This window comes from Nocardia sp. NPDC049707, from assembly GCF_040674855.1.
Taxonomy (GTDB): Bacteria; Actinomycetota; Actinomycetes; order Mycobacteriales; family Mycobacteriaceae; genus Nocardia.
Window position 1 is genome coordinate 166 of the sequence record NZ_JBFANN010000029.1, and the last position, 23,310, is coordinate 23,475.

24 protein-coding genes and 1 pseudogene are annotated in these 23,310 nt (G+C 65.3%); 11 read left to right on the forward strand and 14 right to left on the reverse strand.

Going from position 1 to position 23,310, the window contains the following annotated elements; genetic code table 11:
- Positions 1-385 precede the first annotated feature (385 nt).
- Positions 386-1,240: a hypothetical protein gene (locus tag AB0J29_RS23850; RefSeq protein ID WP_364790146.1), complete on the forward strand. Its 855-nt coding sequence runs from the start codon at positions 386-388 to the stop codon at positions 1,238-1,240.
- A 292-nt stretch (positions 1,241-1,532) separates the two neighbouring features.
- Positions 1,533-2,351, forward strand: a complete 819-nt coding sequence (locus tag AB0J29_RS23855) for a maleylpyruvate isomerase family mycothiol-dependent enzyme (RefSeq protein WP_364790148.1) — start codon at positions 1,533-1,535, stop codon at positions 2,349-2,351.
- Positions 2,352-2,542: 191 nt separating this feature from the next.
- On the opposite strand, the gene AB0J29_RS23860 is transcribed toward AB0J29_RS23855, so the two are convergent.
- The 6 genes from AB0J29_RS23860 to dapE all read right to left on the reverse strand — a co-directional run bounded on the left by AB0J29_RS23860 (position 2,543) and on the right by dapE (position 9,011).
- Complete coding sequence (locus tag AB0J29_RS23860; protein ID WP_364790150.1) at positions 2,543-3,484, reverse strand: glucosyl-3-phosphoglycerate synthase; 942 nt, start codon at positions 3,482-3,484, stop codon at positions 2,543-2,545.
- Positions 3,481-4,365, reverse strand: a complete 885-nt coding sequence (folP, locus tag AB0J29_RS23865; RefSeq protein ID WP_364790153.1) for a dihydropteroate synthase — start codon at positions 4,363-4,365, stop codon at positions 3,481-3,483. Before folP ends, AB0J29_RS23860 begins: the two co-directional genes overlap by 4 nt.
- Positions 4,366-4,499: 134 nt before the next feature.
- Positions 4,500-6,269 carry a long-chain-acyl-CoA synthetase gene (locus tag AB0J29_RS23870; protein WP_364790156.1) on the reverse strand — a complete coding sequence of 590 codons (1,770 nt, stop codon included), beginning with the start codon at positions 6,267-6,269 and terminating at the stop codon, positions 4,500-4,502.
- Between the two features lie 4 nt (positions 6,270-6,273).
- Complete coding sequence (locus AB0J29_RS23875; protein ID WP_364790159.1) at positions 6,274-6,879, reverse strand: TIGR00730 family Rossman fold protein; 606 nt, start codon at positions 6,877-6,879, stop codon at positions 6,274-6,276.
- Between the two features lie 20 nt (positions 6,880-6,899).
- On the reverse strand, positions 6,900-7,706 hold the full coding sequence (locus AB0J29_RS23880) for a TIGR00730 family Rossman fold protein (protein ID WP_364790162.1): 807 nt from the start codon (positions 7,704-7,706) through the stop codon (positions 6,900-6,902).
- Between the two features lie 222 nt (positions 7,707-7,928).
- A complete protein-coding gene (gene dapE / locus AB0J29_RS23885; protein ID WP_364790165.1) occupies positions 7,929-9,011 on the reverse strand; it encodes a succinyl-diaminopimelate desuccinylase in 1,083 nt (360 codons plus the stop codon).
- A 207-nt stretch (positions 9,012-9,218) separates the two neighbouring features.
- Here dapE and dapD point away from each other — a divergent pair, with 207 nt between their 5' ends.
- Positions 9,219-10,166 (forward strand): 2,3,4,5-tetrahydropyridine-2,6-dicarboxylate N-succinyltransferase, encoded by a 948-nt coding sequence (gene dapD / locus AB0J29_RS23890; RefSeq protein ID WP_364790412.1) that lies wholly within the window; start codon positions 9,219-9,221, stop codon positions 10,164-10,166.
- 204 nt (positions 10,167-10,370) lie between these two features.
- Here dapD and AB0J29_RS23895 read toward each other — a convergent pair whose 3' ends face one another.
- Positions 10,371-11,753 carry a PAS domain-containing protein gene (locus AB0J29_RS23895; protein WP_364790168.1) on the reverse strand — a complete coding sequence of 461 codons (1,383 nt, stop codon included), beginning with the start codon at positions 11,751-11,753 and terminating at the stop codon, positions 10,371-10,373.
- Between the two features lie 301 nt (positions 11,754-12,054).
- Here AB0J29_RS23895 and AB0J29_RS23900 point away from each other — a divergent pair.
- Positions 12,055-12,189 (forward strand): annotated as a pseudogene (locus tag AB0J29_RS23900) (VOC family protein); the annotation flags it as partial.
- 54 nt (positions 12,190-12,243) lie between these two features.
- On the opposite strand, the gene AB0J29_RS23905 reads toward AB0J29_RS23900, so the two are convergent.
- The gene (locus tag AB0J29_RS23905) at positions 12,244-12,639 is read right to left on the reverse strand and encodes a PPOX class F420-dependent oxidoreductase (protein WP_364790171.1); all 396 of its coding nucleotides are present in this window, start codon (positions 12,637-12,639) and stop codon (positions 12,244-12,246) included.
- Between the two features lie 121 nt (positions 12,640-12,760).
- Here AB0J29_RS23905 and pruA point away from each other — a divergent pair, with 121 nt between their 5' ends.
- Both pruA and AB0J29_RS23915 read left to right on the forward strand, forming a co-directional pair.
- Entirely contained in the window at positions 12,761-14,398 is a 1,638-nt protein-coding gene (gene pruA / locus AB0J29_RS23910; protein ID WP_364790174.1) for an L-glutamate gamma-semialdehyde dehydrogenase, read from the forward strand.
- Positions 14,395-15,342 carry a proline dehydrogenase family protein gene (locus AB0J29_RS23915; RefSeq protein WP_364790177.1) on the forward strand — a complete coding sequence of 316 codons (948 nt, stop codon included), beginning with the start codon at positions 14,395-14,397 and terminating at the stop codon, positions 15,340-15,342. Before pruA ends, AB0J29_RS23915 begins: the two co-directional genes overlap by 4 nt.
- On the opposite strand, the gene AB0J29_RS23920 is transcribed toward AB0J29_RS23915, so the two are convergent.
- On the reverse strand, positions 15,339-16,211 hold the full coding sequence (locus AB0J29_RS23920) for an oxygenase MpaB family protein (protein ID WP_364790181.1): 873 nt from the start codon (positions 16,209-16,211) through the stop codon (positions 15,339-15,341). The genes AB0J29_RS23915 and AB0J29_RS23920 overlap by 4 nt on opposite strands.
- A gap of 266 nt (positions 16,212-16,477) precedes the next feature.
- On the opposite strand from AB0J29_RS23920, the gene AB0J29_RS23925 reads away from it, so the two are divergent.
- A complete protein-coding gene (locus AB0J29_RS23925) occupies positions 16,478-17,107 on the forward strand; it encodes a TetR/AcrR family transcriptional regulator (RefSeq protein WP_364790415.1) in 630 nt (209 codons plus the stop codon).
- A 25-nt stretch (positions 17,108-17,132) separates the two neighbouring features.
- On the opposite strand, the gene AB0J29_RS23930 is transcribed toward AB0J29_RS23925, so the two are convergent.
- Positions 17,133-17,987 carry an oxygenase MpaB family protein gene (locus AB0J29_RS23930; RefSeq protein WP_364790186.1) on the reverse strand — a complete coding sequence of 285 codons (855 nt, stop codon included), beginning with the start codon at positions 17,985-17,987 and terminating at the stop codon, positions 17,133-17,135.
- Positions 17,988-18,125: 138 nt separating this feature from the next.
- Here AB0J29_RS23930 and AB0J29_RS23935 point away from each other — a divergent pair, with 138 nt between their 5' ends.
- The gene (locus tag AB0J29_RS23935; RefSeq protein ID WP_364790189.1) at positions 18,126-19,553 is read left to right on the forward strand and encodes an acyl-CoA synthetase; all 1,428 of its coding nucleotides are present in this window, start codon (positions 18,126-18,128) and stop codon (positions 19,551-19,553) included.
- Positions 19,554-19,638: 85 nt separating this feature from the next.
- On the opposite strand, the gene AB0J29_RS23940 is transcribed toward AB0J29_RS23935, so the two are convergent.
- The 4 genes from AB0J29_RS23940 to AB0J29_RS23955 are packed head-to-tail and all read right to left on the reverse strand — an operon-like array spanning position 19,639 to position 21,651.
- A complete protein-coding gene (locus tag AB0J29_RS23940) occupies positions 19,639-20,571 on the reverse strand; it encodes an NAD-dependent epimerase/dehydratase family protein (RefSeq protein ID WP_364790191.1) in 933 nt (310 codons plus the stop codon).
- Positions 20,572-20,585: 14 nt separating this feature from the next.
- Complete coding sequence (locus tag AB0J29_RS23945; protein ID WP_364790194.1) at positions 20,586-20,930, reverse strand: hypothetical protein; 345 nt, start codon at positions 20,928-20,930, stop codon at positions 20,586-20,588.
- Complete coding sequence (locus AB0J29_RS23950; RefSeq protein WP_364790197.1) at positions 20,927-21,280, reverse strand: hypothetical protein; 354 nt, start codon at positions 21,278-21,280, stop codon at positions 20,927-20,929. Before AB0J29_RS23950 ends, AB0J29_RS23945 begins: the two co-directional genes overlap by 4 nt.
- Positions 21,274-21,651 (reverse strand): hypothetical protein, encoded by a 378-nt coding sequence (locus tag AB0J29_RS23955; protein WP_364790200.1) that lies wholly within the window; start codon positions 21,649-21,651, stop codon positions 21,274-21,276. Before AB0J29_RS23955 ends, AB0J29_RS23950 begins: the two co-directional genes overlap by 7 nt.
- A gap of 350 nt (positions 21,652-22,001) precedes the next feature.
- Between AB0J29_RS23955 and AB0J29_RS23960 the strand changes: the two genes are divergently transcribed.
- Genes AB0J29_RS23960 through AB0J29_RS23970 form a run of 3 tightly spaced genes read left to right on the forward strand, consistent with a single transcriptional unit; the run spans position 22,002 to position 23,229 of the window.
- Positions 22,002-22,916 carry a helix-turn-helix transcriptional regulator gene (locus AB0J29_RS23960; RefSeq protein ID WP_364790203.1) on the forward strand — a complete coding sequence of 305 codons (915 nt, stop codon included), beginning with the start codon at positions 22,002-22,004 and terminating at the stop codon, positions 22,914-22,916.
- Positions 22,903-23,112: a DUF397 domain-containing protein gene (locus AB0J29_RS23965; RefSeq protein WP_364790206.1), complete on the forward strand. Its 210-nt coding sequence runs from the start codon at positions 22,903-22,905 to the stop codon at positions 23,110-23,112. The genes AB0J29_RS23960 and AB0J29_RS23965 overlap by 14 nt, the downstream gene beginning before the upstream one ends.
- Positions 23,113-23,115: 3 nt before the next feature.
- Positions 23,116-23,229, forward strand: a complete 114-nt coding sequence (locus AB0J29_RS23970; protein ID WP_364790209.1) for a DUF397 domain-containing protein — start codon at positions 23,116-23,118, stop codon at positions 23,227-23,229.
- The last annotated feature ends 81 nt before the right edge of the window (positions 23,230-23,310 follow it).

Sequence of the window (23,310 nt, forward strand, 5' to 3'; positions counted from 1 at the left end):
CGAACGGGTCGCTCGTAAGACTCGCTCCGTCGTGGACGGTGAAGGCAGATCGTTCAGCACCTGATGCACACGCACCGGGCAGTCGAGTTCCGTGCCTACGGCGCATGCGCTTCGACGACTCGGACGCGAGACGGGCCGCGAACGGGTCGCTCGTAAGACTCGCTCCGTCGTGGACGGTGAAGGCAGATCGTTCAGCACCTGATGCACACGCACCGGGCAGTCGAGTTCCGTGCCTGCGACGCATACGCTTCGACGACTCGGACGCGAGACGGGCCGTAGCTCCTCGCTCGTGAGACTCGCTCCGTGTAGTCGCTAGAGCAGGAAAAGTGCTTGTGCGTCAAGAAGACTAGACGCAACACGGTGTCGAGATGTCTAGACTTCGCACATGTCGGCCGATGACGTGGCGCGCGTTTTCGCGATCGAAGATAAAGTCGAGCGACTCAAGGCGGCCACCGATGGGGTGGCGGCGGCCCAACAGACCATCAACGAACTGACCCGTATCCGCAGGGCGGTGATCCGGGAACTTCATGCCGAAGGCTGGACCTTCGCCAGAATCGGTGCGGCGGCGGGACTTTCCCGTGCGCGAATCCATCAGGTGAGCACCCAGGGTCCCGCACCGGAAGGTCTGTTCTTCGGGCACGGATCGCTCACGGTAATCGCTCCGGAGGTTCGCGGTCGCCGAGTGCTCGGCGCACCGGATCCGAGTGCGGCGCAACGACTCGTGGTGCTACTGCACGAACTCGGCTTCACGGCAACGGTCGAGCACTTCCTGCCGGGCCGACCCGTGGACCTGAACCGCGACGGACTGATCGTGCTCGGCGGGCCCGAACTGTCCCCGAGCATCCGTCAACTCATCGCGGCGGATCCGCGACTGCGGCGCGCGGTGGCACGGGCCGGCGACGCTCGGCGCGGCATCGAGGATCGGGCGGCCCGGCGGGTATACCGGCCCGGCGGACCGGAACCGCACGATATCGCCTATATCGCCCGCCTCCCGCGTCCCGATGGACGCGGCACCGCCCTGATCATCGACGGCCTGCATCCGCCCGGTTCCCTCGGCGCAATCCGTTTGCTCGCAACCAGATTGGCCACGCTGCACGAACGCGCTGCCGCACATTTGTTTTCGGTGCTGGTCACCATCCGCTACGACCGTTCCACCGGCGAGCCGGTCGATGCCGATCTGCTCACACCGGTGTACCGGCATGATGCCGAGCCCAGAGCCATCTCCCGCCTCAGACGCTGAGTTGTCCGATTTCCGGAAACCTTGTGACAACAGGTTTTTCGATACTTTGAAGTACGGGCACTTGTACCGACGCCGACGGTGACGCCCTGGACATGCAGGTGTATCGCTTCCGCATCCCCGTACAACAACGTCCAGTCGCATCAGGCGCTCGATGATCGAACACCCGGCTTCGCCTACATCAGCTCGGACCGACGCGAAACCGCTGGATAAGCGGCGTGCGGGGGGGACGCGTGAGCGCACACGCCGGAAATACACTGGCATGAGCATGCCTGCCACCGGTTGACTGACGATCATGCTGCCCCTCGATGTTCGCCCGCTGTTCCCGCGGGAACGCCACGCCCTGCTGGAACTGCTCGGTTCACTCGACTCGGCACAGTGGGCCACCCCCACCGTCTGCCCAGGCTGGGCGGTGCGGGACGTGACCGCCCACATCCTCAACGACTACATGCGCCGGCTCTCGGGAAATCGCGACGGCCATCCCGGCACCGGCTTCGCCGCCGGGGAGTCACTGCCCACCTACCTGACCCGCATCAACGACGAATTCGTGCAGGCAATGCGGCAATGCAGCCCGCAGACCATGACCGACCTGCTGACCCTCCTGGGTCCGCAACTCGACGCCGTGTGGGCGACCACCAACCCAACCGGCCCCGCCTACCTGGACGTGTCGTGGGCCGGCGACACCACCACCCCGGCATGGCTGGACATCGCCCGCGAGTACACCGAGTTCTGGGTCCACCAACAACAGATCCGCGATGCCCTCGCACACCCCGGCGCCGACAGCCCAGCATTGATGCAACCGGTACTCGTCACCTTCCTGCACGCACTGCCCGTCGCGTTGCGCAACCAGGTACGTCCACCGGGCACCGCGATGACCTTCGAGATCACCGGCCCGGCCGGCGGACAGTGGTCGATCATCAGCGACGGCACCGGCTGGGACCTCACCACCGCACCGGCAGGGAACACCGTCGCGTCGGTACGCATGGACCAGGACACCCTGTGGCGGCTGGCCAGCCGCGGCATCACGACCGAGCAAGCACGCCAGCGAGCCCACCTGCACGGCGATCACGCCCTCAACCACGCCGCCACCAACCTGCTCGCAATCGTCGCCTGAACACAACCGCCCGCGGCATGGGTGCTGCCGATTGTGTCGGCACACTAGCCTGGCAACCCAACGATGTGCGGGAGGGAATCGCATTGGCCATATCTGGGTGACCGTGCCTGCCACCGGATGCCGAGCACGACGTCTCTGGCTCGCTCACGCGAGCGCTCCGCCGTTCGAAATGTATTGCGGCTACGGTTATTTCAGGCTGCGGCGCAGGCTGGGCGCAGCGTATTCATCGGCGGGCGGTCGGCGAGGGAGACCTCCGTGCTGTGCGCGGTGAAGGCATCGCCGATCAGGTGGAACTGGGTCAGGGCGGCGCCGGAATCTTGGATGCCGCTGCGGTTGAGGACGGTGCCGAGGATCTGACGGCTCATGACGCCGAGATCGGCCAGCGGGCGGTTGCGGTGGGTGCGCACACCCAGATTCACCTGACCGATCGCGGACAGGCCGAGGCGGTCGTAGGTGTCGAGGAGCAAGCCGATCTCCACGCCGTAGCCGGGGGCGAACGGCACCGAGGTGAGCAGTTCGCGGGTGCCGGCGTATTCGCCGCCGAGCGGCTGCAGCACCTGGGACAGTTCCGGACGCAATGCGGCGAGCAATGGACGGGCTACGAGTTCGGTGACGCGACCGCCACCGTGCGCGTCCACGGCACCGGCCTGGCGCAGCGGCCTGCGGTAGTAGGCCTTCACCAGATGCATATCGTCGACGAGCAGCAGCGGGCCGAGCAGCTTCGGCACGAAGGCCGGATCCGGGTCGATGAGATCGGAGTCGACGAAGGCGATAACATCGCCGCTGGTCACCGCCAGCGACCGCCACAGCACCTCGCCCTTGCCCGGCAACGGATCGAGTTCGGGGACAGCCTGTTCCCGGCTGATCACCTCGGCGCCCGCGGCCAGCGCGCATTCGATGGTGGTGTCCGTCGATCCGGAATCGAGCACGATCAGCTCGTCGACCAGGGTGCCAACGAGCGGTCGAATACTGGCCACCACAGCGGCGACGGTGTTTTCTTCGTTCAGTGCGGGCAGCACCACCGAGACAGTGCGTCCGCGCTTGGCGGCGATCAGTTCGTCGACCGTCCAGTCCGGGGTGTCCCAGGTATTCGTCGTCCCCCAGACGGGGCTCTCGTGGTGGTGGAAATTCATACCAGACCTCGCAGGGTTCGTGCGGGGGGCCGGATGCCCTGTATCGCGGCGATCATGTCCACAACGCGCCGCGTTTCGGCAACCTCGTGCACTCGGAAGACTCGGGCCCCGGCGGCCGCCGACCATGCTGTTGCCGCCAATGTGCCCTCCAACCGTTCGGATAGACCGACACCTAAAGTCTCCCCGATGAAATCCTTGTTGCTCAGCGCCATCAAGACTGGCCATCCGGTATTTACAAGAACGTCGATTCCCCGCAACAACTCGAGCCCGTGATAAGTGTTCTTGCCGAAATCATGGGTCGGATCTATCAGAATCGAATCCCGACGAACCCCGGCCGCGGCCGCCTCCTCGGCGGCGCGCCGCACGGTTTGCGTTACTTCTGCCACCACGTCGGCATAGCGCACCCGATGCGGACGGGTGCGCGGGAGCGCCCCGCCGGTGTGGCTGCACACGATGCCGACGCCGCGATCGGCGGCCACGTGCACCAGATCCGGATCGGCGCCCGCCCAGGTGTCATTGATCAGATCCGCCCCCGCAGTGACGGCGGCCTCGGCCACCTCGGCGCGCCAGGTATCGATGCTGATCAACAGCTCCGGATACTTCTCCCGGATCGCCGCGACGAACGGGACCACGCGACGAGCCTCTTCCGCCGCATCGACCACGGTGCCCGGACCGGCCTTCACCCCACCGATATCGACCAGATCGGTGCCGTCGTCGACGGCGCGCGCTACCGCATCCATGGCGGCCGCGTCGGAGAAGGTGGCGCCCTGGTCGTAGAAGGAGTCGGGGGTGCGGTTGACGATAGCCATGACCAGCGCCCGATCCGTCGCCACCGGCTTGCCGCACAAGGTTGGCAGCGGCGCTGCGGTGGGGCTGAACATGCAACCGACTGTAGCTTCCCCGCCTCCCCGGGTACTTGGGCCATACAAATAAGTGCCACTCGGTTCGCGTTCAGGTCCTGATCGAGGACTGGGCGGGCGGACCCGATGTGCTCACGGAACCAGTGATCTCGTGGTCAGCTCTTGGGCGCGCGAGCCGCGGCGACGTCGGCGGCGTATTCGTCGTAGGCCGGGATATAGCCGTCGGTGCGGCCGGCGAGCACATACAGCCTGCTGTCGGCGTCGAGCGCGTAACCCTGCTTGCGGAGTTCGACCTTGCGGCTCTTGAAGGTGGAGGTCTGCTCGAGTTCGGCGACGACCCGGATGAACAGCGGGACCGCATAGCCGGGCAATCGGGAGTAGGCCAGTTCGGCGAGTGCGCGGCCGTCGAATTCGGCGTCCGGGTGCAGCGTCACCGCCGCCATGCCCGCTTTGCCATCCGTGCCGGGGATATCCACACCGAAGACGACCGCCTGCGAGATCGCGTCGGATTCGGCGAGTGCTGCCTCGACCTCGGTGGTGGCGACATTCTCACCCTTCCAGCGGAAGGTATCGCCGAGCCGATCGACGAAGGCGATGTGGTGCCAGCCCTGATCGCGCACCAGGTCACCGGTGTCGAACCACACGTCGCCGTCCGCGAAACCGTTGCGAACCAGCTTCGCCTCGGAGGCGGCCTTATCGGTATAGCCATCGGCGGGCGAGCGGTCGGTGATCTTGGCCAGCAGCAGGCCAACCCCGCCGCCCGGCACCCGGCGCAGCCGACCGTCCTTGTCGCGCTTGGCCTTTCCGGTCGCATCGTCGTATTCGACGATGGCATAGGGCAGCGGCCCGAAGCCCGCGGTGCGATCCACCCCGAAGGCGTTGACGAAGGCGATATTCACCTCGCTGGCACCGTAGAACTCGACAATCCTGCCGATGCCGAAACGGCGCTCGAGCTCGTCCCACAGCTCGGGCCGCAGGCCATTACCGACGATGAGCCGGACCCGGTGCTGCCGATCGGTCGGCTTCTCCGGCTGATTGAGCAGGTAACGGCAGAGTTCACCGATATAGATGAACGCGGTTGCCTGCTCCCGGATGATCTCGTCCCAGAACCGGGAGGCGGAGAACTGCCTACCGAGCGCGAAGGTGCCGCCTGCGGCGAGCACCGAGGACAGCGCGACGGTCAGTGCGTTGTTGTGATAGAGCGGCAGGCAGCAATACAGAGTGTCGTTGCCGTGCAGGCGAATTCCGAGTCCGCCGAGTCCGGACATGCTCTTGGTCCAGCGCAGATGCGTCATGACACTGGCCTTGGGCAGGCCGGTGGTGCCGGAGGTGAAGATCAGGAAGGCGCGTTCCTTCGCGGTGATCTGCGCGCAGCTCGGCGGATCGGCCGGATCGGCATCCTCGGCCATTGTGTGCAGATCCTGTGAAAAGAGCACATTGGCAAGGGGTTCGGCGAGTGAGTCCAATGCCGCCCGGCATTCCTCGCCGACCACATTGAGCACGCTGTCGAGCAATCCGAAGCTGTGGGCGAGCACCTGGTCGCGCTGGTGGTGGTTCAGCAGGCCGACCGTCGCACCGAGTTTCACGGTGGCCAGCACCACGAACAGGGCTTCCGGACGGTTGGTCATCAGCACGCCGACCACGTCACCGCGGCGCACGCCACGGTCGGCCAGCACCCGCGCGTACCGGTTCACCTGCGCGTTGGCCGCGCCGTAGCTGAAGGTTGCGCCCTCGTACTTCAGGAACGGCCGGTTCGGATGCCGGTGCGCATTGCGCTGGAAGTACAGCCCGACCGACGATTTGTGATCCGGCCGCACCAGCATGCCGAGCGCACCGCGCACCATGGACGGTGCGTCGAATGCCATGGGCGGCAACCGCTTCACAATGTCGAACAGGCTGACCTTCGGTCGGGTCGCGGTGCCCACAGTGTCAGACCTCCTCGTCGAAAGTGGTACCCGGTTCCTGCACCGCCTCGGCTGCCCGCACCGGTTTCAACGCCGCGAAGGCCGCGGGCAGATCGTCGACCACGGTGATCCGGGCCATGGCCGACTGAGACACGAACTTCCGGTCGTACAGTTCATCCAACCAGTCGAAAAGACCTCGATAGAAACCGTGGTGGTCGAGTACGACCACCGGTTTATCGTGTTGGCCCAGATAACCACCGGTCCAGGTTTCGAAGAATTCCTCCAGCGTGCCGATGCCGCCAGGCAGGGCGAGGAAGGCGTCGGCGCGGTCCTCCATGAGCTGTTTACGCTGGCGCATGGTGTCGGTGACGATCAACTCGTCGGCATCGACATCGGCTACTTCCTGGTGCACCAAGCGTTTCGGGATCACTCCGACGGTGTGCGCCCCACCCGCGCGGGCACCGGTGGCGACCGCGCCCATCATCGAGACATGACCGCCGCCGGAGACCAATTGCCAACCACGCCTTGCGATCTCGGTGCCGACCCGAGCGGCGAGGGCGAGCATCGCCGGATCGGCGGTGCTGGCCGAGCAGTAGACGCAGACCGCATATCCGCGCTCGGCTGTATTCATTGATCGCTCGCTGCGCTCACTCACCACTGATCCTCCGTCCCAAGGGCGTCGGTATAGGTGGCACCGTCCGCGGTGGCCAGGATGATCTGCACGACCTCCTCGACGCTATCGGTCACATGTAGCAGGCCGAGGTCGCCCGGGGAGATCTTGCCGGAGCCGCCGAGCGAATCGCGCAGCCAGTCGACGAGCCCGGCCCAGTACTTGCTGCCGAACAGGATGATCGGGAAGCGGGTGATCTTGTGGGTCTGCACCAGGGTGAGCGCCTCGAACAGTTCGTCCAGGGTGCCGAATCCGCCCGGCAGGCAGATGAATGCCTGCGAGTACTTCACGAACATGGTCTTGCGCGCGAAGAAATAGCGGAAATTGATGCCGAGGTCGACCCATTCGTTGAGGCTCTGCTCGAACGGCAACTCGATGCCGAGTCCGATCGAGTACCCACCAGCCTCCGACGCGCCCCGGTTGGCGGCCTCCATCACGCCGGGGCCGCCGCCGGTGATCACCGCGAATCCGGCCTGTGCCAGCGCGCCGCCGATGGCCTTGGCAGCGTGGTATTCCGGATGCCCTGTCGGCGTGCGGGCCGAACCGAAGACGGTGACCGCGCGCGGCAGTTCGGCGAGCGCACCGAAGCCCTCGACGAATTCGGCCTGGATGCGCAGTACCCGCCACGGATCGGTATGCACCCAATCGCTGGGTCCGTGCCGGTCCAATAGGTTCTGGTCGGCGGTGCCACCCGGTTTGCGATCGCGGCGGAACATGATCGGTCCGCGGAATTTGGGTGTCGACTTCGGCGGGCTTGCGATCTCGTTATCGGCGGCTTCGGTGGACATGGCGCCCACGCTACCGGGCTGGTCCGCCTCCGCGAATCTATAGGCGGCTCCCCCGCCTCTCCGAACCTTTAGGCGCCAGACTCAGTCACGACAACCGTGACCTGTGCACCCAACACTGTCCGCTCTTGACAACGACACCGATCGCAAGCCAGCTCGATGTCAGCACATCGAGTTACCCATGTACTGACGAAATCAGCGGGACGGTACGGCGGAGTTGGGGACTCACTGGGTCAGGTAGGTGCGCAGGGTCGCCGCGACCGAGGTGATCTGGGCGACCGGGACGTGTTCATCGCGCTTATGGGCGAGATTGGGGTCGCCGGGACCGAAGTTCACCGCCGGGATGCCGCGGGCGGCGAAGCGCGCGACATCGGTCCAGCCGTACTTGGCGCGCACGCTGTCGGCGCCCACCACGCTGATCAAATCCTTGGCGGCGGGGGCGGACAGGCCGGGCAGTGCGCCAGCGGCAGCGTCGGTGAGCTCGAAATCGAGTTCGAGTCCGTCGAATACCGCGCGCATATGCTCGGTGGCCTGCGCGACGGTGCGGTCTGGGGCGAAGCGGAAGTTCACGTCGACCTCGGCCTCGTCCGGAATCACATTGCCCGCCACGCCACCACCGATATGGACCGCGGACAGGCCCTCGCGATAGACGCAGCCGTCGATATCGACCTCGCGGGCCTTGTAGTCGGCGAGGCGCTGGAGCACCGGGGCCATGCGGTGAATCGCGTTGTCGCCCTTCCAGGAACGCGCCGAGTGGGCGCGCACACCCTTGGTCGTGAGCCGGGCGCGGAGGGTGCCCTGGCAACCCGCCTCGATGACCCCGCCGGACGGTTCGCCGAGGATGGCCAGATCACCGACGAGCCAATCCGGGAGGTCTCGCTCGATGTGGTTGAGGCCGTTGTACTTCGCGGCGATCTCCTCGCAGTCGTAGAAGATCAGCGTCACATCGTGCACCGGTTCGGCGACGGTCGCGGCCAGATGCAGGAAGACCGCGTCACCGGATTTCATATCGACGGTGCCGCAGCCGTAGAGCTGACGCTCCCCCGCCTCGTCCACGAAGGTGCTCGGCACATTGTCGGCAATGGGCACGGTATCCAAGTGACCGGCGAGGATGACCCGAGTCGGCCGCCCAAGGTCGGTACGCGCGAGCACCACATTCCCATGCCGCAGCACCTCGAATCCCGTGGTCTGCTCGCGCAGCGCCCGCTCGACGATGTCGGCAATGGCCGTCTCGTCCCGCGAGACGCTGGGGATGTCGACGAGAGCCGCGGTCAGTGCGATGGGGTCGGCGCGCAAGTCGATGGTCACGCGCCCCAGCCTACGACCGCGATGTTGACCCGTAGCCATCGCAGCGGCGGTCACCGTCGCGACGTCGAACCAGACCGGAGGCCGCGCCGGGTGAGCGTCGAGTACGGGCTCGCCGGGCAAGCCTGGGATGGCGACATCGGCCGCTCGGGTGCGGACCGGTCGACGTGGCTCAGCACAGTCGTGGCGCGGTGGGTAACCTCTGATGACGTGAGCATTCAGGGAGCAGCAGCCGTCGGTATCGCCAATGTGACCGCGGACGGGACCGTATTGGATACCTGGTACCCGAATCCGGAGCTGGGCGCGTTCGGTGACACCGGGACCAAGCGCCTGGATGCGGCGCCCGCGGACTACGCGGCGCTGCTCGGATTCGACGAGGCACGCGGGGTGGATGTGATCGCGGTGCGGACCACGATCGCAGACCTGTCGGCCGCCCCGGTGGATGCGCACGACGTGTACCTGCGGCTGCATCTGCTCTCGCATCGGCTGGTAAAACCCCATGAGGTGAGCCTGGACGGGCAGTTCGGGCTGCTCAGCAATGTGGTGTGGACCAACCACGGTCCGGCCGCGGTGGAGGATTTCGAGGCGACGCGCGCCAAGCTGCGGGCGCGCGGCCCGGTCACGGTGTACAGCATCGACAAGTTCCCACGGATGGTCGACTACGTCGTGCCGTCGGGTGTGCGCATCGGTGATGCCGACCGGGTCCGCCTCGGTGCGCATCTGGCCTCCGGCACCACTGTCATGCACGAGGGCTTCGTGAACTTCAACGCGGGTACCCTCGGCGCCTCCATGGTCGAGGGCCGCATCTCCGCGGGCGTCGTGGTCGGCGACGGCTCCGATATCGGCGGCGGCGCCTCCACCATGGGCACCCTGTCCGGCGGCGGAACCACCATCATCTCCATCGGCGAGCGCTCCCTGCTCGGCGCCAACTCCGGCCTCGGTATCCCGTTCGGCGACGACTGCGTCCTGGAAGCTGGTCTCTACCTCACCGCGGGTACCAAGGTCACCACCCCGGACGGCACTGTGGTCAAGGCCGCCGACCTCAGCGGCCAGAACAACCTGCTGTTCCGCCGCAACTCGACCACGGGCGCCGTCGAGGTCGTGCCCCGCAAGGGCACCGGCATCGAACTCAACGCCGACCTGCACGCGAACGACTAGGCTCCCCGAATCTTCAGTCGCCGGACTCAGTCGCGGCAACTGTGACGTTGGCGGGTGGCGGTCGGGCTGTGGGCAAGTTGGCCTACCTACACCATCGCCCTCACCGGAAACCGCCCAGATGCGGCTGCTGCCCGACCCCCGGTGCCGGACCGTCGCACCCCAGGCGGGCGACTCGGCACCGGGACGATGGTCAGCGCACAGCCTTCAGTCGGTATCGCACTCGGCGGCGGCCAACTTGATCGCCGCAAGCTGTGCCTCGACTGTCACGAAATCGAAAATCACCGCTCCGGAATGGAACTCCCGCCCGAGGCCGTGCAGGAGGTCCATCCATTCCCAGCTGACCGCGATCTCCGCGTCGATGGGATCGAGCTTCGCACCGATCGCCGGTCCGGCCTTGTGCCGCAGGACGCGCAGACGCCATTGACCGAGGAAGCGTCGGAAGCGGTCCAGCGCCGCACTCGCCCGTTCGGTCTGCTGCGCGACTGTCGACAGTTGCGCATTCACCTCGCGCATCTGGTCGGCCATATCGCACAGCCCGATGGCGGTCGCGTCGCACAGTAGGGGTACCGCCTTCAGCGTGCGGGCCGGGGCCGCGCCGTCGACCACTTCGGCGGCGAAGGCCGCGACCATGCTGTTGTACAAGGCGGCCAACGAGATTCGGAACCGCAGCTCTGTCACCGCCGTACACAACCGGTCCAGTTCGGGCCCCAGGGTGTGCAATGCGGTGACCGCTTCGCTCATTGGTTCACCCATCACCCGGGCGATATTGAGCAGCACCGGATGCTCGTCGGCGACCCGCGCAGAGGCATCCCTGGCCGCGACAACGGATCGATCGATGCGGCGGGTGATGTCGGCGACCCGCGTTGCGGCGGCCATGAGCCGGCCGCACAGCTCCCGGTATTCGCCCAATCGCCCAACCATCTGAGCGAGCCTCGCATCCACCAGAGCGGTGCCCGCGAGCACGGAACCGATGGGCCCGGACACGTCCGGCCGCAGTGACGTCGCCGATACCAGATTGCCGCGGGCCGCGATCTCCGCGGGCAGAGCTTCGTGCATGAACTCGTCGTACGAGCGAAATCCGTGGCGACGCAGCGCTTCCTCGAGACCGGCCATACCGCTCGCGGCGATGCCACGGCGGTCGTTCCCGGAACGGCGCGATGCCTGCTCCGCGGTTCGCGCTTGCGCGTAAACCTGTTCGGCGAGACCGAAATACGGACTGCACGGAGCGAGCCGCACCGAGACATAGCCATCAGGCACCGGGCTCATCGTCGCGAACACCCAATACGCCGTTCCGTCCTTGGCCCGGTTCCTGACGAACGCCCCGACCGGTCGGCCATCGGCAAGCCGTTCCCACATCAGCCGGAACATTCCAGCAGGCATATCGGGGTGGCGGACGACATTGTGCGGCTGTCCGACCAACTCGTCGAGCGCATAGCCCGATACGCGGGCGAAGACGGAATTTCCCAGACCGATCACACCGCGCCGGTCAGTGGTGGAGAAGAACAGTTCCGTCGACCCCAGGACCAAGTCGCCCGCGTCGACCGGCGAGACCAGTTGATCCGCAACCTTTTCTGCATATGAAAGCACCGGGCAACCGTAGAGCAACGAGAATGCGGGACCGCAACGAGGCGGAGTGATGCACACCGCAATTCCGCTGAATTATACTGCGAGAATGCAGGATACGTCCCTTTGCAAGGGCATTCGGATATCCGACATCGGGACCGAAAGACAGTCGAATCAGTGACATAGGTCCCGTCGGTTACATCATCGCTTCTCGGGTCGAGCCGACTGGTTCGTCGTGCCGTTCGCGGATTTCGGCCGCGAACAATCACGGCTGGTTCGGCAGGTGTGATCCTGATCCGCAAAAGCGTCAGGCACAGGAGATTCCATAAGCGACCACGAAGGGAACATGATCATTTTATCGAGCGATGACCCGGATGAATCGATCCGATTCTACAACGACACGCTGGAATTGCCGCTGAAGTTCCGTGATGGCGCCCGCTTCGCTGCCCTCGACGTCGGCGTTGCAGTGCGGACTCTGCATACCCCGAGCGGCCAGGGGGGTCACACGCACTGACTACGCGGTGGCGTGGGTGGTGCCTGCTTCCAGGCCGAAGGCGATTATGCGGGTGGGGTGGATGCGGATCATCTCTCGGGAGACGCTGGTGATGTAGGGCTCTACGTCGGTCAACTGTTCCGCGGTGCCGCGGATTTCGAGGCAGCGTACGCGCCAGGGTTGGACGGAGGCGACATCGTCGACGACGAAGGCGATGCGGTTGTTGGTGGCGATATTGCGGAATTTCCAGGACCTACCCATATTCCAGCCCGCGATGTCGATGGTGCCGAGTTCGGCGTTGTAGCGGAAGCCGACCGGGCTGTTCTGGGGCGAGCCGTCGGGGCGTACGGTCGCCAGTCGGCCCAGGCGTTGGGTGGCCAGGTAGTCGATCTGTTCGGGTGTCAGCACTGCGCTCATACCGGCGACCGTAGAATCTGAACTCAAGTAGAGGTCAAGCCGGTGGCGCTGCAGTTCTCGTTCTCGGCGACACGTCCCGCAGTCGCACCCGACGGACCCGGGAACGGCGTTAGCCTGGTATATGGACGCTGTCACGGTAGTCCCTATCCCGAGCAACGAGCCGGTGCATTCCTATGCGCCGGGCAGCCGCGAGCGGGAACTGCTGATCACCAAACTCACCGAGATCGCCGCCGAATCCATCGATATTCCGCTGGTCATCGGTGGCAAACACCGGCCGGGCATCGGGACGCGGCACGATATCGTCGCCCCGCACCGACGTCGGCATGTGCTCGGCACTTACACCGACACCACGCATTCGGAAGCCCACGGCGCTATCGAGGCCGCGATCGCGGCGGCACCCGGCTGGCGCACCACGACCTTCGACGACCGGGCGGCCATCTTCCTGCGCGCGGCGGATCTGTTGGCCGGGCCGTGGCGGGAGACGGTCGCCGCCGCCACCATGCTCGGTCAATCCAAGACGGTGCAGCAGGCCGAAATCGATGCGCCGTGCGAATTGGTCGACTTCTGGCGCTTCAATGTGGCCTTCGCGCGCCAAATTCTGCAGCAGCAGCCGCAGTCGAGCGCCGGGGTGTGGAATCAGATGGACTACCGCCCGTTGGAGGGGTTCGTCTATGCGGTCACACCGTTCAACTTCACCGCCATCGCGGGCAATCTGCCGACCGCCCCCGCGTTGATGGGCAATACCGTGGTGTGGAAGCCCTCGCCGACGCAGACGCTCGCGGCCTTCTACACCATGCGGCTGCTGGAGGCGGCCGGTTTGCCACCTGGCGTCATCAATATGGTGACCGGCAACGGTGTCGAATTGTCGGAGGTCGCGCTCGCCGATCCGCGACTCGGGGGTATCCATTTCACCGGCTCCACCAAGACATTTCAGTTCCTGTGGTCCCAGGTCGGCGCGAATATCGGGCGCTACCACAGCTATCCACGCCTGGTCGGAGAGACCGGCGGTAAGGACTTCATTGTCGCGCACCCGTCCGCCGATCCGGATGCACTGCGTACCGCGCTGATTCGCGGTGCCTACGAATATCAGGGCCAGAAATGTTCGGCGGCTTCCCGCGCCTATATCGCACGCTCGATGTGGCGCACGATCGGTGACGATTTCCTCCAATTGACCCGTGAACTCAGCTACGGCGATGTCGCCGATCTGACGAATTTCGGTGGGGCACTGATCGATCGGCGCGCCTACGACAAGAATGTGGCCGCCATCGAACGCGCCAAGTCAGCGGGTATCGCCATTCCGGCGGGCGGCGCATACGACGACAGCGAGGGCTGGTTCGTCCGGCCGACGGTGCTGGTGGTCGACGATCCGCACGACGACGCCTTCGTCACCGAATATTTCGGTCCTATCCTCGCCGTGCACGTCTATGACGATGCCGAACCCGGCTCCTACGCCGCGGTATTGGCCGAGGTGGAGTCGGCGGCACCCTATGCACTGACCGGCGCGGTCTTCGCTCAGGACCGCAAGGCCATCGACCAGGCCTCGGCCGCATTGCGATTCGCCGCGGGCAACTTCTACATCAATGACAAGCCGACCGGCGCGGTCGTCGGTCAGCAGCCCTTCGGCGGTGCGCGTGCGTCGGGCACCGACGATAAAGCAGGTTCGCCGCTGAACCTGCTGCGCTGGGTCGCGCCACGCACGATCAAGGAGACCTTCGTGCCGCCGGGTGATTACCGGTATCCGCACATGGGGTCGGAATGAATCCACTGCGGCCGGTCATCCTCGCGGCCTCCGCTTCCCCGCGGATGCAGCGCATCCTGACCGGAATGCCGGTGACCGCGGAGATCGTCCGGCGCTTCGTGGCCGGCGAGGGCCGTGACGAGTTGATTGCGGTGGCGCGCGAGCTGCTGGCCGGCCGTCGGCTGATCAGCGTCGACTTTCTCGGGGAGAACACCACCGACCGGGCACAGGCCGATGCCACGGCGGCCGAATACCTTGCACTGATCAACGATCTGGCGGCATTGAACGGCTTCCGAGATATCGCGGCACGCACCGAGGTGTCGGTGAAAATGTCCGCGCTGGGGCAAGCACTGCCCGCGGACGGCCCGGCCATCGCCACCGAGAACCTGCGCATTGTGTGCACCAAGGCGGCTCAGGCCGGGGTGTGGGTCACTGTGGACGCGGAAGACCACACCACCACCGAGGCCACGCTTGCCGCGGTTCGTGAGCTGCGCGCCGAATTCCCTTGGCTCGGTGCGGTATTGCAGGCCCATCTGCATCGCACCGAGGCGGACTGCCGGGAACTGTCCGGCCCCGGATCCCGAATTCGTCTGTGCAAGGGCGCTTATCGGGAACCGCATACCGTCGCGTATCAGCGTTCCGCCGAAGTGAACGATTCCTACCTGCGCTGCCTGGAGATTCTGATGGGCGGCGACGGCTACCCGATGGTGGCCACCCACGATCCGGTGCTCATCCTCGCCGCTGAACGGCTTGCCACCGAAACCGGCCGTGGCCCAGACCGTTTCGAGCATCAGATGCTCTACGGCATCCGCGATCCCGAGCAGTTGCGGCTGGCCGCCGCGGGCAATGCCATGCGCGTATACGTGCCTTATGGCAGCCAGTGGTACGGCTATCTGACCCGCCGCCTCGCCGAACGTCCGGCCAACCTCACATTCTTTCTGCGCGCGTTGGTCAGCAAATCCTAGACAAGCGGCTGGCCGCGACGATGCCGCCTGCGCATATCCCACAGGCAGAGGTTCATCGGAAAGAGCCTGGCGAACTTCGGCAGTAGGCGGTGCACGGCACCGATCGCGCGCAGTAGTTCATTCGCGACGCGCTCGTGCCGCTCGCTCCAATCCATGTGCATCTCGGCGCGTAGGTGCGGCGGCAGCAGACCGGTCACCAAGAACCGCTGCAGCGGGGCGAATACTGTGCGGACCGGCCAGGCGACCATTTTCAGATCGATGAGATCATTGAAGTACGCGCGCGTGCGGTCATCCACGGATTTGGTCGCGAGATTGGCATTCCAGTACTCCTGGAAGGCCTTTCGGTCCCGGGGCCACATGTCCGGTCGCATCTGCAGGGTGGTGCCGAGCCGAGCGGCGTACTGGTAGAGCACATCCGCGATGTCCTCATCCATCGGTCCGTGCAGCCGCTCCTCCAGATCGACCAAGCCCCAGTACAAACAGGCGGCCACCCACAGTTGCAGTTTCGGGTCGAAGGCGTTGTATTTGATCGGAGCGCCGGGCTTGGAATGCACCGCGCGATGTGAACCGTTGACGGCCTCGCGATAATTCGCGCGGTCTTCCTCGGTGCCGAGCAGCGCCACCGCGAGATAGGTCAGCGTGGTGCGCGTCCGCTTCCATGGGTGCACATCGATCCGGCCGGATTCGACCGTGCTCTCCATGACACCGTAGGCGACCGGCCGCAGGCTCAGCTGCACGATGACATTCGCCGTTCCGCCGAGGAAGGCCGCGACACCGGTTAGGAACTCGTCCATCGTGAAGTCGTCGACAGTGCCGTAGCGGCAAGTAGGCAGCGGATCGGGCGGCTGCGCGGGTAGCGGCAAGGTCATCGTTGGCCTCGGCTTTCGGGGGTGATCACCGACAATCGAAAGGTGATGAGAAGAATTTACATTTACCTTCTCATCATCTCGATAGGCTGTCAAACGATCCCCGCACACGAGCGGTTTACCCAATCGGCTGCGGCGGCGCCCGTCGAACAAAGAACATCCGCACCGGCTTCGGCGGTCCGTCGGAGGCGTTAATGGGTGGCGCAAGCTGATGGCATGCGATGCTAGCGGTGTCATCGTGTCATGGAGCGGAAATAGGGGTGGAAGTTGTGGCGGCGTTGACCAGACTGCTGGCGATGGTTCGTAGCACCGGTCCGGAGGACCGCAATCAGACGCAGGTGCTGGACGCGGCATTGCTGGTGTTCCTGGACTTCGGTATCAAGCGGACCAGCATGGTAGAGGTCGCGCGACGGTGCGGGCTTTCGCTGGCCACGCTCTATCGGCGTTTCGCGAGCAAATCCGATCTCATCCAAGCCGTCGGGATGCGGCAGGCGCGCCAATTCGTCGAAGAGGTGGATGCGGCACAGCAGCGGCAGGTCGATCGCGATGCCGGGGCCGAGGAGCAGATCGTGGAGTTGTTCGTCGCCTTCCTGAACGGACTGCGCGGCAATAAGCTGCTCGACCGGTTACTGAAGACCGAGCCGGAGATTGTGCTGCCGTATCTCACGGTCAGGGGTGCGCCGGTGCTCGAACTCGGCCGCGACTATCTGGCCGAATTCATAACCCGACTGCAGGCGGAGGGCAAATTGCCCGAATACGATCCGGAACCGGTCGCCGAGATGATCGCCCGGACGGCGCTGTCCTTGGCGCTGACTCCGCAAACGGTCCTTCCGCTCGACGACGACGCCGCGATCCGCAAGTTCGCGCGCGACCATGTGGCGGTCTCGTTCCGGCTGTAATTCACCCACCCGTCGTCCCCATGAATCACACCAGGCGCAGGCCGAGCCGCCTGCGGATGCGCATATCCCACAGGTAGGCGTTGATCGGAAACATCCTGGCCTGCTTCGGCATTCGAGCGGTGATCGAGCCGAGGGCGCGCAGGATTCCCGCGAGTTTCCGATCGTCGTCCGCGGTCCAGGTCATGCCCATCTGGTCGCGCAGCCGCTCGGGCAGCAGCCCGGTGACCACGAAGCGGTGGAACCGGGCGAACGGTAAGCGGGCGGGCGGCGGCAGCATTTTCAGATCGATCAGCTCGTTGAAGTAGTCGCGGATCGGGGGATCGATGGTGGTCTTCGCGAGCTGCTCGGTCCAGAATTCGCCGAAGGCGACGCGGTCGGCGGGCCACGATTCCGGACGCATTTGCAGCGTGGTGCCGAGTCGAGATCCATAGCGGTAGAAGGCTTCCGCGTCAGCGTCGTTCATCGGGCCGTGCATGCGCTCGTAGAGATCGCGCGCGCCCCAATAGAGGCAGGCGGCCACCCAGAGCTGGAGTGCGGGATCGAAGGCGTTGTACTTCACCGGACTCGCCGCGGTCGACTTGACCGAGCGGTGCGACAGGTTCACGGCGTCGCGATAGGCGTCGCGTTCGGCATCGGTGCCGAGCATGGCGACCGAGAGATAGGTGAGGGTGGTGCGCAGCCGCCTGATCGGATGCAGCATGACCTTGCCGCTGTCCACGGTGCTCTCCAGCACGCCGTAGCCGACCGGCACCGTGCTGAGCTGCATGATGACATTCGCCGTACCGCCGAGAAATGCGGCGACACCGTCGAGGTGCCGCTCGATATCGAAGGCGTCCTCGCCAGGTATGTGCGCGGGTATGCGAAACGGGCCGGTCATCATCGCCCCCGCTCTCAGCTCGAGAAGGAATTACTTAAACGTTCTCACCGTCTCATGAGCGTGTCAACCGTCACGTTGTGGTCGAGGCGGCTCGCCGGGGGAACGTGGTGGTTCGATGTGGTGCCGAAGTAGCGTGAGCGAATGTCATTCGGTCCGCCGCTGCTGCTTCGTTCGCTCAATCCGCTCGCTGTTGCCGGGGGAGCGGATATACCGGATGCCGTCACCATCGACGGGGCGACATTGTCGCGCAGTGATGTGCTCGGTGCGGCGACGGCGGTGGCCGAGCGCATCGCGCGCGCCGATCGGGTGGCGGTACTGGCGCGACCGACCGTAACCACGGTGCTCGCGGTGGTCGGCTGTCTGATCGCCGGGGTGACGGTGGTGCCGGTGCCACCGGATTCGGGGACCGCCGAGCTGGCGCATATCCTCACCGACTCCGGTGCCCAGGCGTGGCTGGGGGCGGCGCCGGAGGGGTCGGATCTGCCGGTCGTTCCGGTGCGCATGCACGCGCGCTCGTGGCATACCTATCCCGAACCCGACCCTGCCACACCGGCATTCGTGCTGTACACCTCGGGGACCACCGGTCTGCCCAAGGGGGTCGTGCTGAATCGCGGTGCCATCGCGGCCGGGCTCGATGCGCTCGCCGACGCGTGGGCCTGGACGCCGAACGACATTCTGGTGCACGGTCTTCCGCTGTTCCACGTGCACGGGCTGATTCTCGGATTGCTCGGGCCGCTGCGGGTCGGCAGCCCGCTGATCCACACCGGCAAGCCGACACCGCAGGCCTATGCGGACGCGCGTGGCACGCTGTATTTCGGGGTGCCGACCGTATGGTCGCGCATTGTCGAAGATCCCGATGCGGCACGGAAATTGGCCGAGGCGCGGCTGCTCGTCTCGGGCAGTGCGCCGCTGCCGGTGCCGGTATTCGAGCGGCTGCGCGAACTCACCGGGCATGCGCCGATCGAGCGGTACGGGATGAGCGAAACAATGATCACGCTGTCCACGCGGTTCGATGGGGAACGCCGTCCCGGCTGGGTCGGCACGCCCGTCGCGGGTGTCGAGACCCGGCTGCGGGACGAGGCCGGTACGGATGTCCCGCACGACGGGGACAACATCGGTGGCCTGCAGGTGCGCGGGCCGATGCTGTTCGACGGTTACTACAACCGGGCCGAGGCGACCGCCGAATGCTGGACCGAGGATGGCTGGTTCAAGACCGGCGATGTCGCGGCGATCGATGTCGATGGTTGGCACCGCATCGTCGGCCGAGAATCGGTCGACCTCATCAAGTCCGGTGGTTATCGCATCGGTGCTGGCGAAGTCGAGACCGTGCTGCTCGGACATCCGGAGGTGGCCGAGGTCGCGGTGGTAGGCGTTCCCGATGCCGATCTCGGGCAGCGGATCGTCGCGTACGTCGTACTGCGCGGCGCCGCAACGGACTCCATCGATCAGTCGCTCATCAGCCATGTGGCCGAACAGCTTTCGGCGCACAAACGCCCACGCGAGGTCCGCGTGGTGGCTACGCTGCCGCGCAACGCAATGGGGAAGGTGCAGAAAAAGCTGCTCGGCTGAACGGAACTCCTCGCGCGCGCGGCGCATTCTGAAACATCCCGAATCCCATGGATTATCGATGTGACGCTATCGACTGCCCCGGCCCTCACGGTGGATACGGCGACAGGATGGTGCGCATCCAGTCGAGGGTGTAGCGCAGACCGTTGCCCAGGGGTGTGCTCGGTCGCCAGCCCAACAGCGCATGGGTACGGTCGAGGTCCGGGCTGTGCGCGGTTGTCGGCGCGATGATATCGGCGGGGGCGATCTCCACCCAGCCGCTACCGGCGAGGGCGACAGCGGTGCGGGCGAATTCGGCGGTCGTCACCGCGGTGGGGCCGCCGATGTCGACCGGGCCGGTCATGGTGCTGTCGAGCATCGCGACCAATGCGTCGACGGTGTCGGCGATGTAGACGAATGATCGCATATCACCGTCGATTACTTGCAGTGTCTGATCACGTAGAGCCGCGGCGCAGATCGTGGCCGCGACGCGGCCGTCGCCCGGCCACTGGTGTGGACCGTAAACCTCGAAGGGCCGCACGATGCCCACGTCCACGCCACCGTAATGGCGGGCGATGATCTCGGCGAGAAGGGTACACAACCTGTGTATGTGAAAATCGCCTGCTTGGCCGGTGTTTCGCAGGTCGCCGTCAATCTCGGGGCCGGATGCGACGACAATGCGCGCGTCGCGACTCGCGGCGAGGTCGAGAGCGGCCAGGGTTCCAGTCGAGGCCGTTCGAAGGGTATCCGTCGGCCGCCGGACGGTGGCTTTCGGACTCCCAGGGCAGGCGAGATGCGCGATATGGGTGATCGTGGCGAGGTCGTCGAATGCGCCGGGTGTGGTCACATCCGCGGTGCGGAGGGTGAAATGCGGGTGTGCCATGAGGTTTTCGACGGCCGCCCGACGGCCGGTGCTGAGGTTATCGATCGCGGTGACCCGGTCTCCGCGCGCGAGCAGTGCACGGCACAGGTGCGAGCCGAGGAATCCAGCACCGCCGGTAACGACGATGTGGTTACCGGTATGCGGGGATTCGTCCTTCATGGATGGGCGATCATTCACAAGGGCACCTCCCACCAACGGCCCCGACGTGCCGAATCAGGTGTGGCGTGCCCTGCCGCGACCAGTGTCGCGAACGCGGCCCGCTTTCGGGCACAGTTGTGTTCGCGGTGTAGTTGCATCGCGCGATGGGCGTCGGCGAGCGTCAGCGGCGGGGACGGCAGGTCGCATGTCCACGCCTTCGGCCACTCGACGGGACGTAAGGGGCACTGCGCGTTGACGCGCCGAGGTGCGGCGGGGCGGTACGGCCGGTCGACCGGCCATACGCATCCGAGTGCGATCACCACGACCACACCCCCGCCGAGTACCGCCACCACGCTGGACACCACATGCCACGGACTCACCGTCGCTCCCCCTCGCAGCCGTCCCCCAGAGGGGCGCGCATATCTTGCAGAAGGCCGTCGAGCACCCGCTGTAACAGCGTGAATTCCGTTGTGCCGCAGGCAGACAGCGATCCGTCGGTAAGCGACGGCGCGATGGGAAATTCGATGCCGCGCCGATGCGCGCGCTCGCGCGGACTCACTCTCTGCGGCGCGATCCTGCCATTGGCCACGAGGGTGTGGTACGCGACCCATTTCCAGGCACATGTCTCGATCCGGCACGCTCGATGTCGCCGCATCTGCTGGTGTGCCAGCTCGATTTCAGCGCTGCCGCAGATGGCCGGTGCAGTGGCGATCGTATCCTCGCTCAACACGCCGCCCTCGTTTCGGTACCGAGCACGGGCAGCGCGGTGCGTGCCCAAGTGCTTTGCGGGCAAACAGTTTCCAGGTCGTACCCGTGATCGCAGATCAGTGCGGGTTGATCGTTCACATGCGCCAGCTCGAAAACCACAATGACCTCGATCTCGAGGCCTGCTGCCACGGTGAGGACGTACCCGATCGGGTCGGGCTCGTCCCCTGGTGGACGGACGGTGTAAACGTATCGATACCCCAATATGCCTGCGTGCCTGCGTATTTCGCTGGCATGGCGAGGCGCGTGCAGTCCGGAGACATCCGCGCGAACGAACCCGATCGCCTTGGGCTTACCGGTGCACGGCGACGGCTCGATGGCTTGCGTGTGGGTCATGTGGGTCCCTCCCCGGAACCTGGTCGGTATACGAGATCTGTCAGGCGTCCGGGCAGGCGGAGACAACGAATCAGCGGGGTAGCGGATCGGCTCGTGAGGAGTTCACCGAGCCGAGGAGCGTGTCGTCGATGTTGTTGCGGTGCCGGCAGAATCGGGATGTTCTCACGTGTTCCGACCTGCGGTGACACCCGAACGCCTGACTCAGCACACCACCAATCTGTCGCGGATGCAGCACAATTGGGTACCCGATGAGAATTCACCCAAAAACCCACGGCCCAACCCGATAGTGCGGTACAACAGACCCGATTGCTTGACTGTTCCAATCCGTTTCCGCGACAAGGGGGAAGATAATGACTGGCACTGATGCCGACTCTGATGCCACGCCCAGCTCGACGTTACCGCGACGCCAGCTCGGCCGGTTCCTACACGACCAGCGCGACGCGAACGGCTTCACCATCGCCGCCGCCGCAAAGTTGGTCGACCTATCTGCATCGGCCTTACAACGGATCGAGGCGGGCCAGACCCAGAAAGTGCGCAAGCAGGATGTCCGCGCGCTCTGCGAGCTTTACGGCGTCGATCCCAGCGAGACCGATTCCGCCGTCGATTTGGCGGCTCTGGCCAGGACACAGGGCTGGTACCACGCGTACGGCGGCTTGTACTCCGATGCGTACAACATGTATGTCGGACTCGAAGCTGCTGCGCGGCAACAGATCACCTACCACGAGCACATTCCGGGTCTGCTGCAAACAGCCGATTACGCCCGCGCCATCATCAGCGCATACCCTGGATTCAGTAGCCGCGACGACATCGACCGTCGAGTGGAGCATCGACTGAAGCGACAAGCCATCGTTACCCGCAAGACAAACCCGGTGGCGCTGGAAGTCCTACTTCACGAGTCAGCCCTACACAGGGTGGTCGGCAACCGCAGGATCATGGCAGCGCAGCTCCGACACCTTGCCGAGATCTCGAAGTTGAATAACGTCACGCTGCGAATACATCCCTTCGAAGCGGGGCTGACTTGGGGAATGCCGTATCGCTTGTTCGCCATTCTGTATTTCGATGCAGGCACTCGGAATGACCCCATCGAGCCGCCAATCGTCTACCTGGAAGGCGGGCCGACCCCGGATGTCTACCTCGAGAAGCCTGAGGAGGTACGGCTCTATAGTGAGCTTGCGGCGGCCATTCGAAGCGTATCGCTGGATGAAGGACGGACCCGGGAGCTGATTCGCCGGGTGACGAAGGAGTTTGAGCGTGACCAGCACTGACCTATCCCAAGCACCCTGGTTCAAGAGCAGTCACAGTGGCAGCCAAGGCGCATGCGTTGAGGTGGCATGGCTCGCGGGCGGCGACGTCGGTATCCGCGACTCGAAGAACCCAACCGGTCCAGCACTGGTCTTCACCCCGGCCGAGTGGGACGCCTTCGCCGCAGGCATGCGGGAGGGCGAATTCACGGGAGCATGAAGCGTGAAAGCTAACCTGTCCCAGGCGAACTGGTTCAAGAGCAGCCACAGCGGCGGCCATACCGACTGCGTCGAGGTGGCCTGGCTCGCGGGCGGCAGCGTCGGTATTCGCGACTAGAAGACCGTGCTCACGCGACAACGAACTCCCTGGCAGGAGGTCAGGTTCCCGATCGGACACCGCCCAGGGGCCGGACTTCTG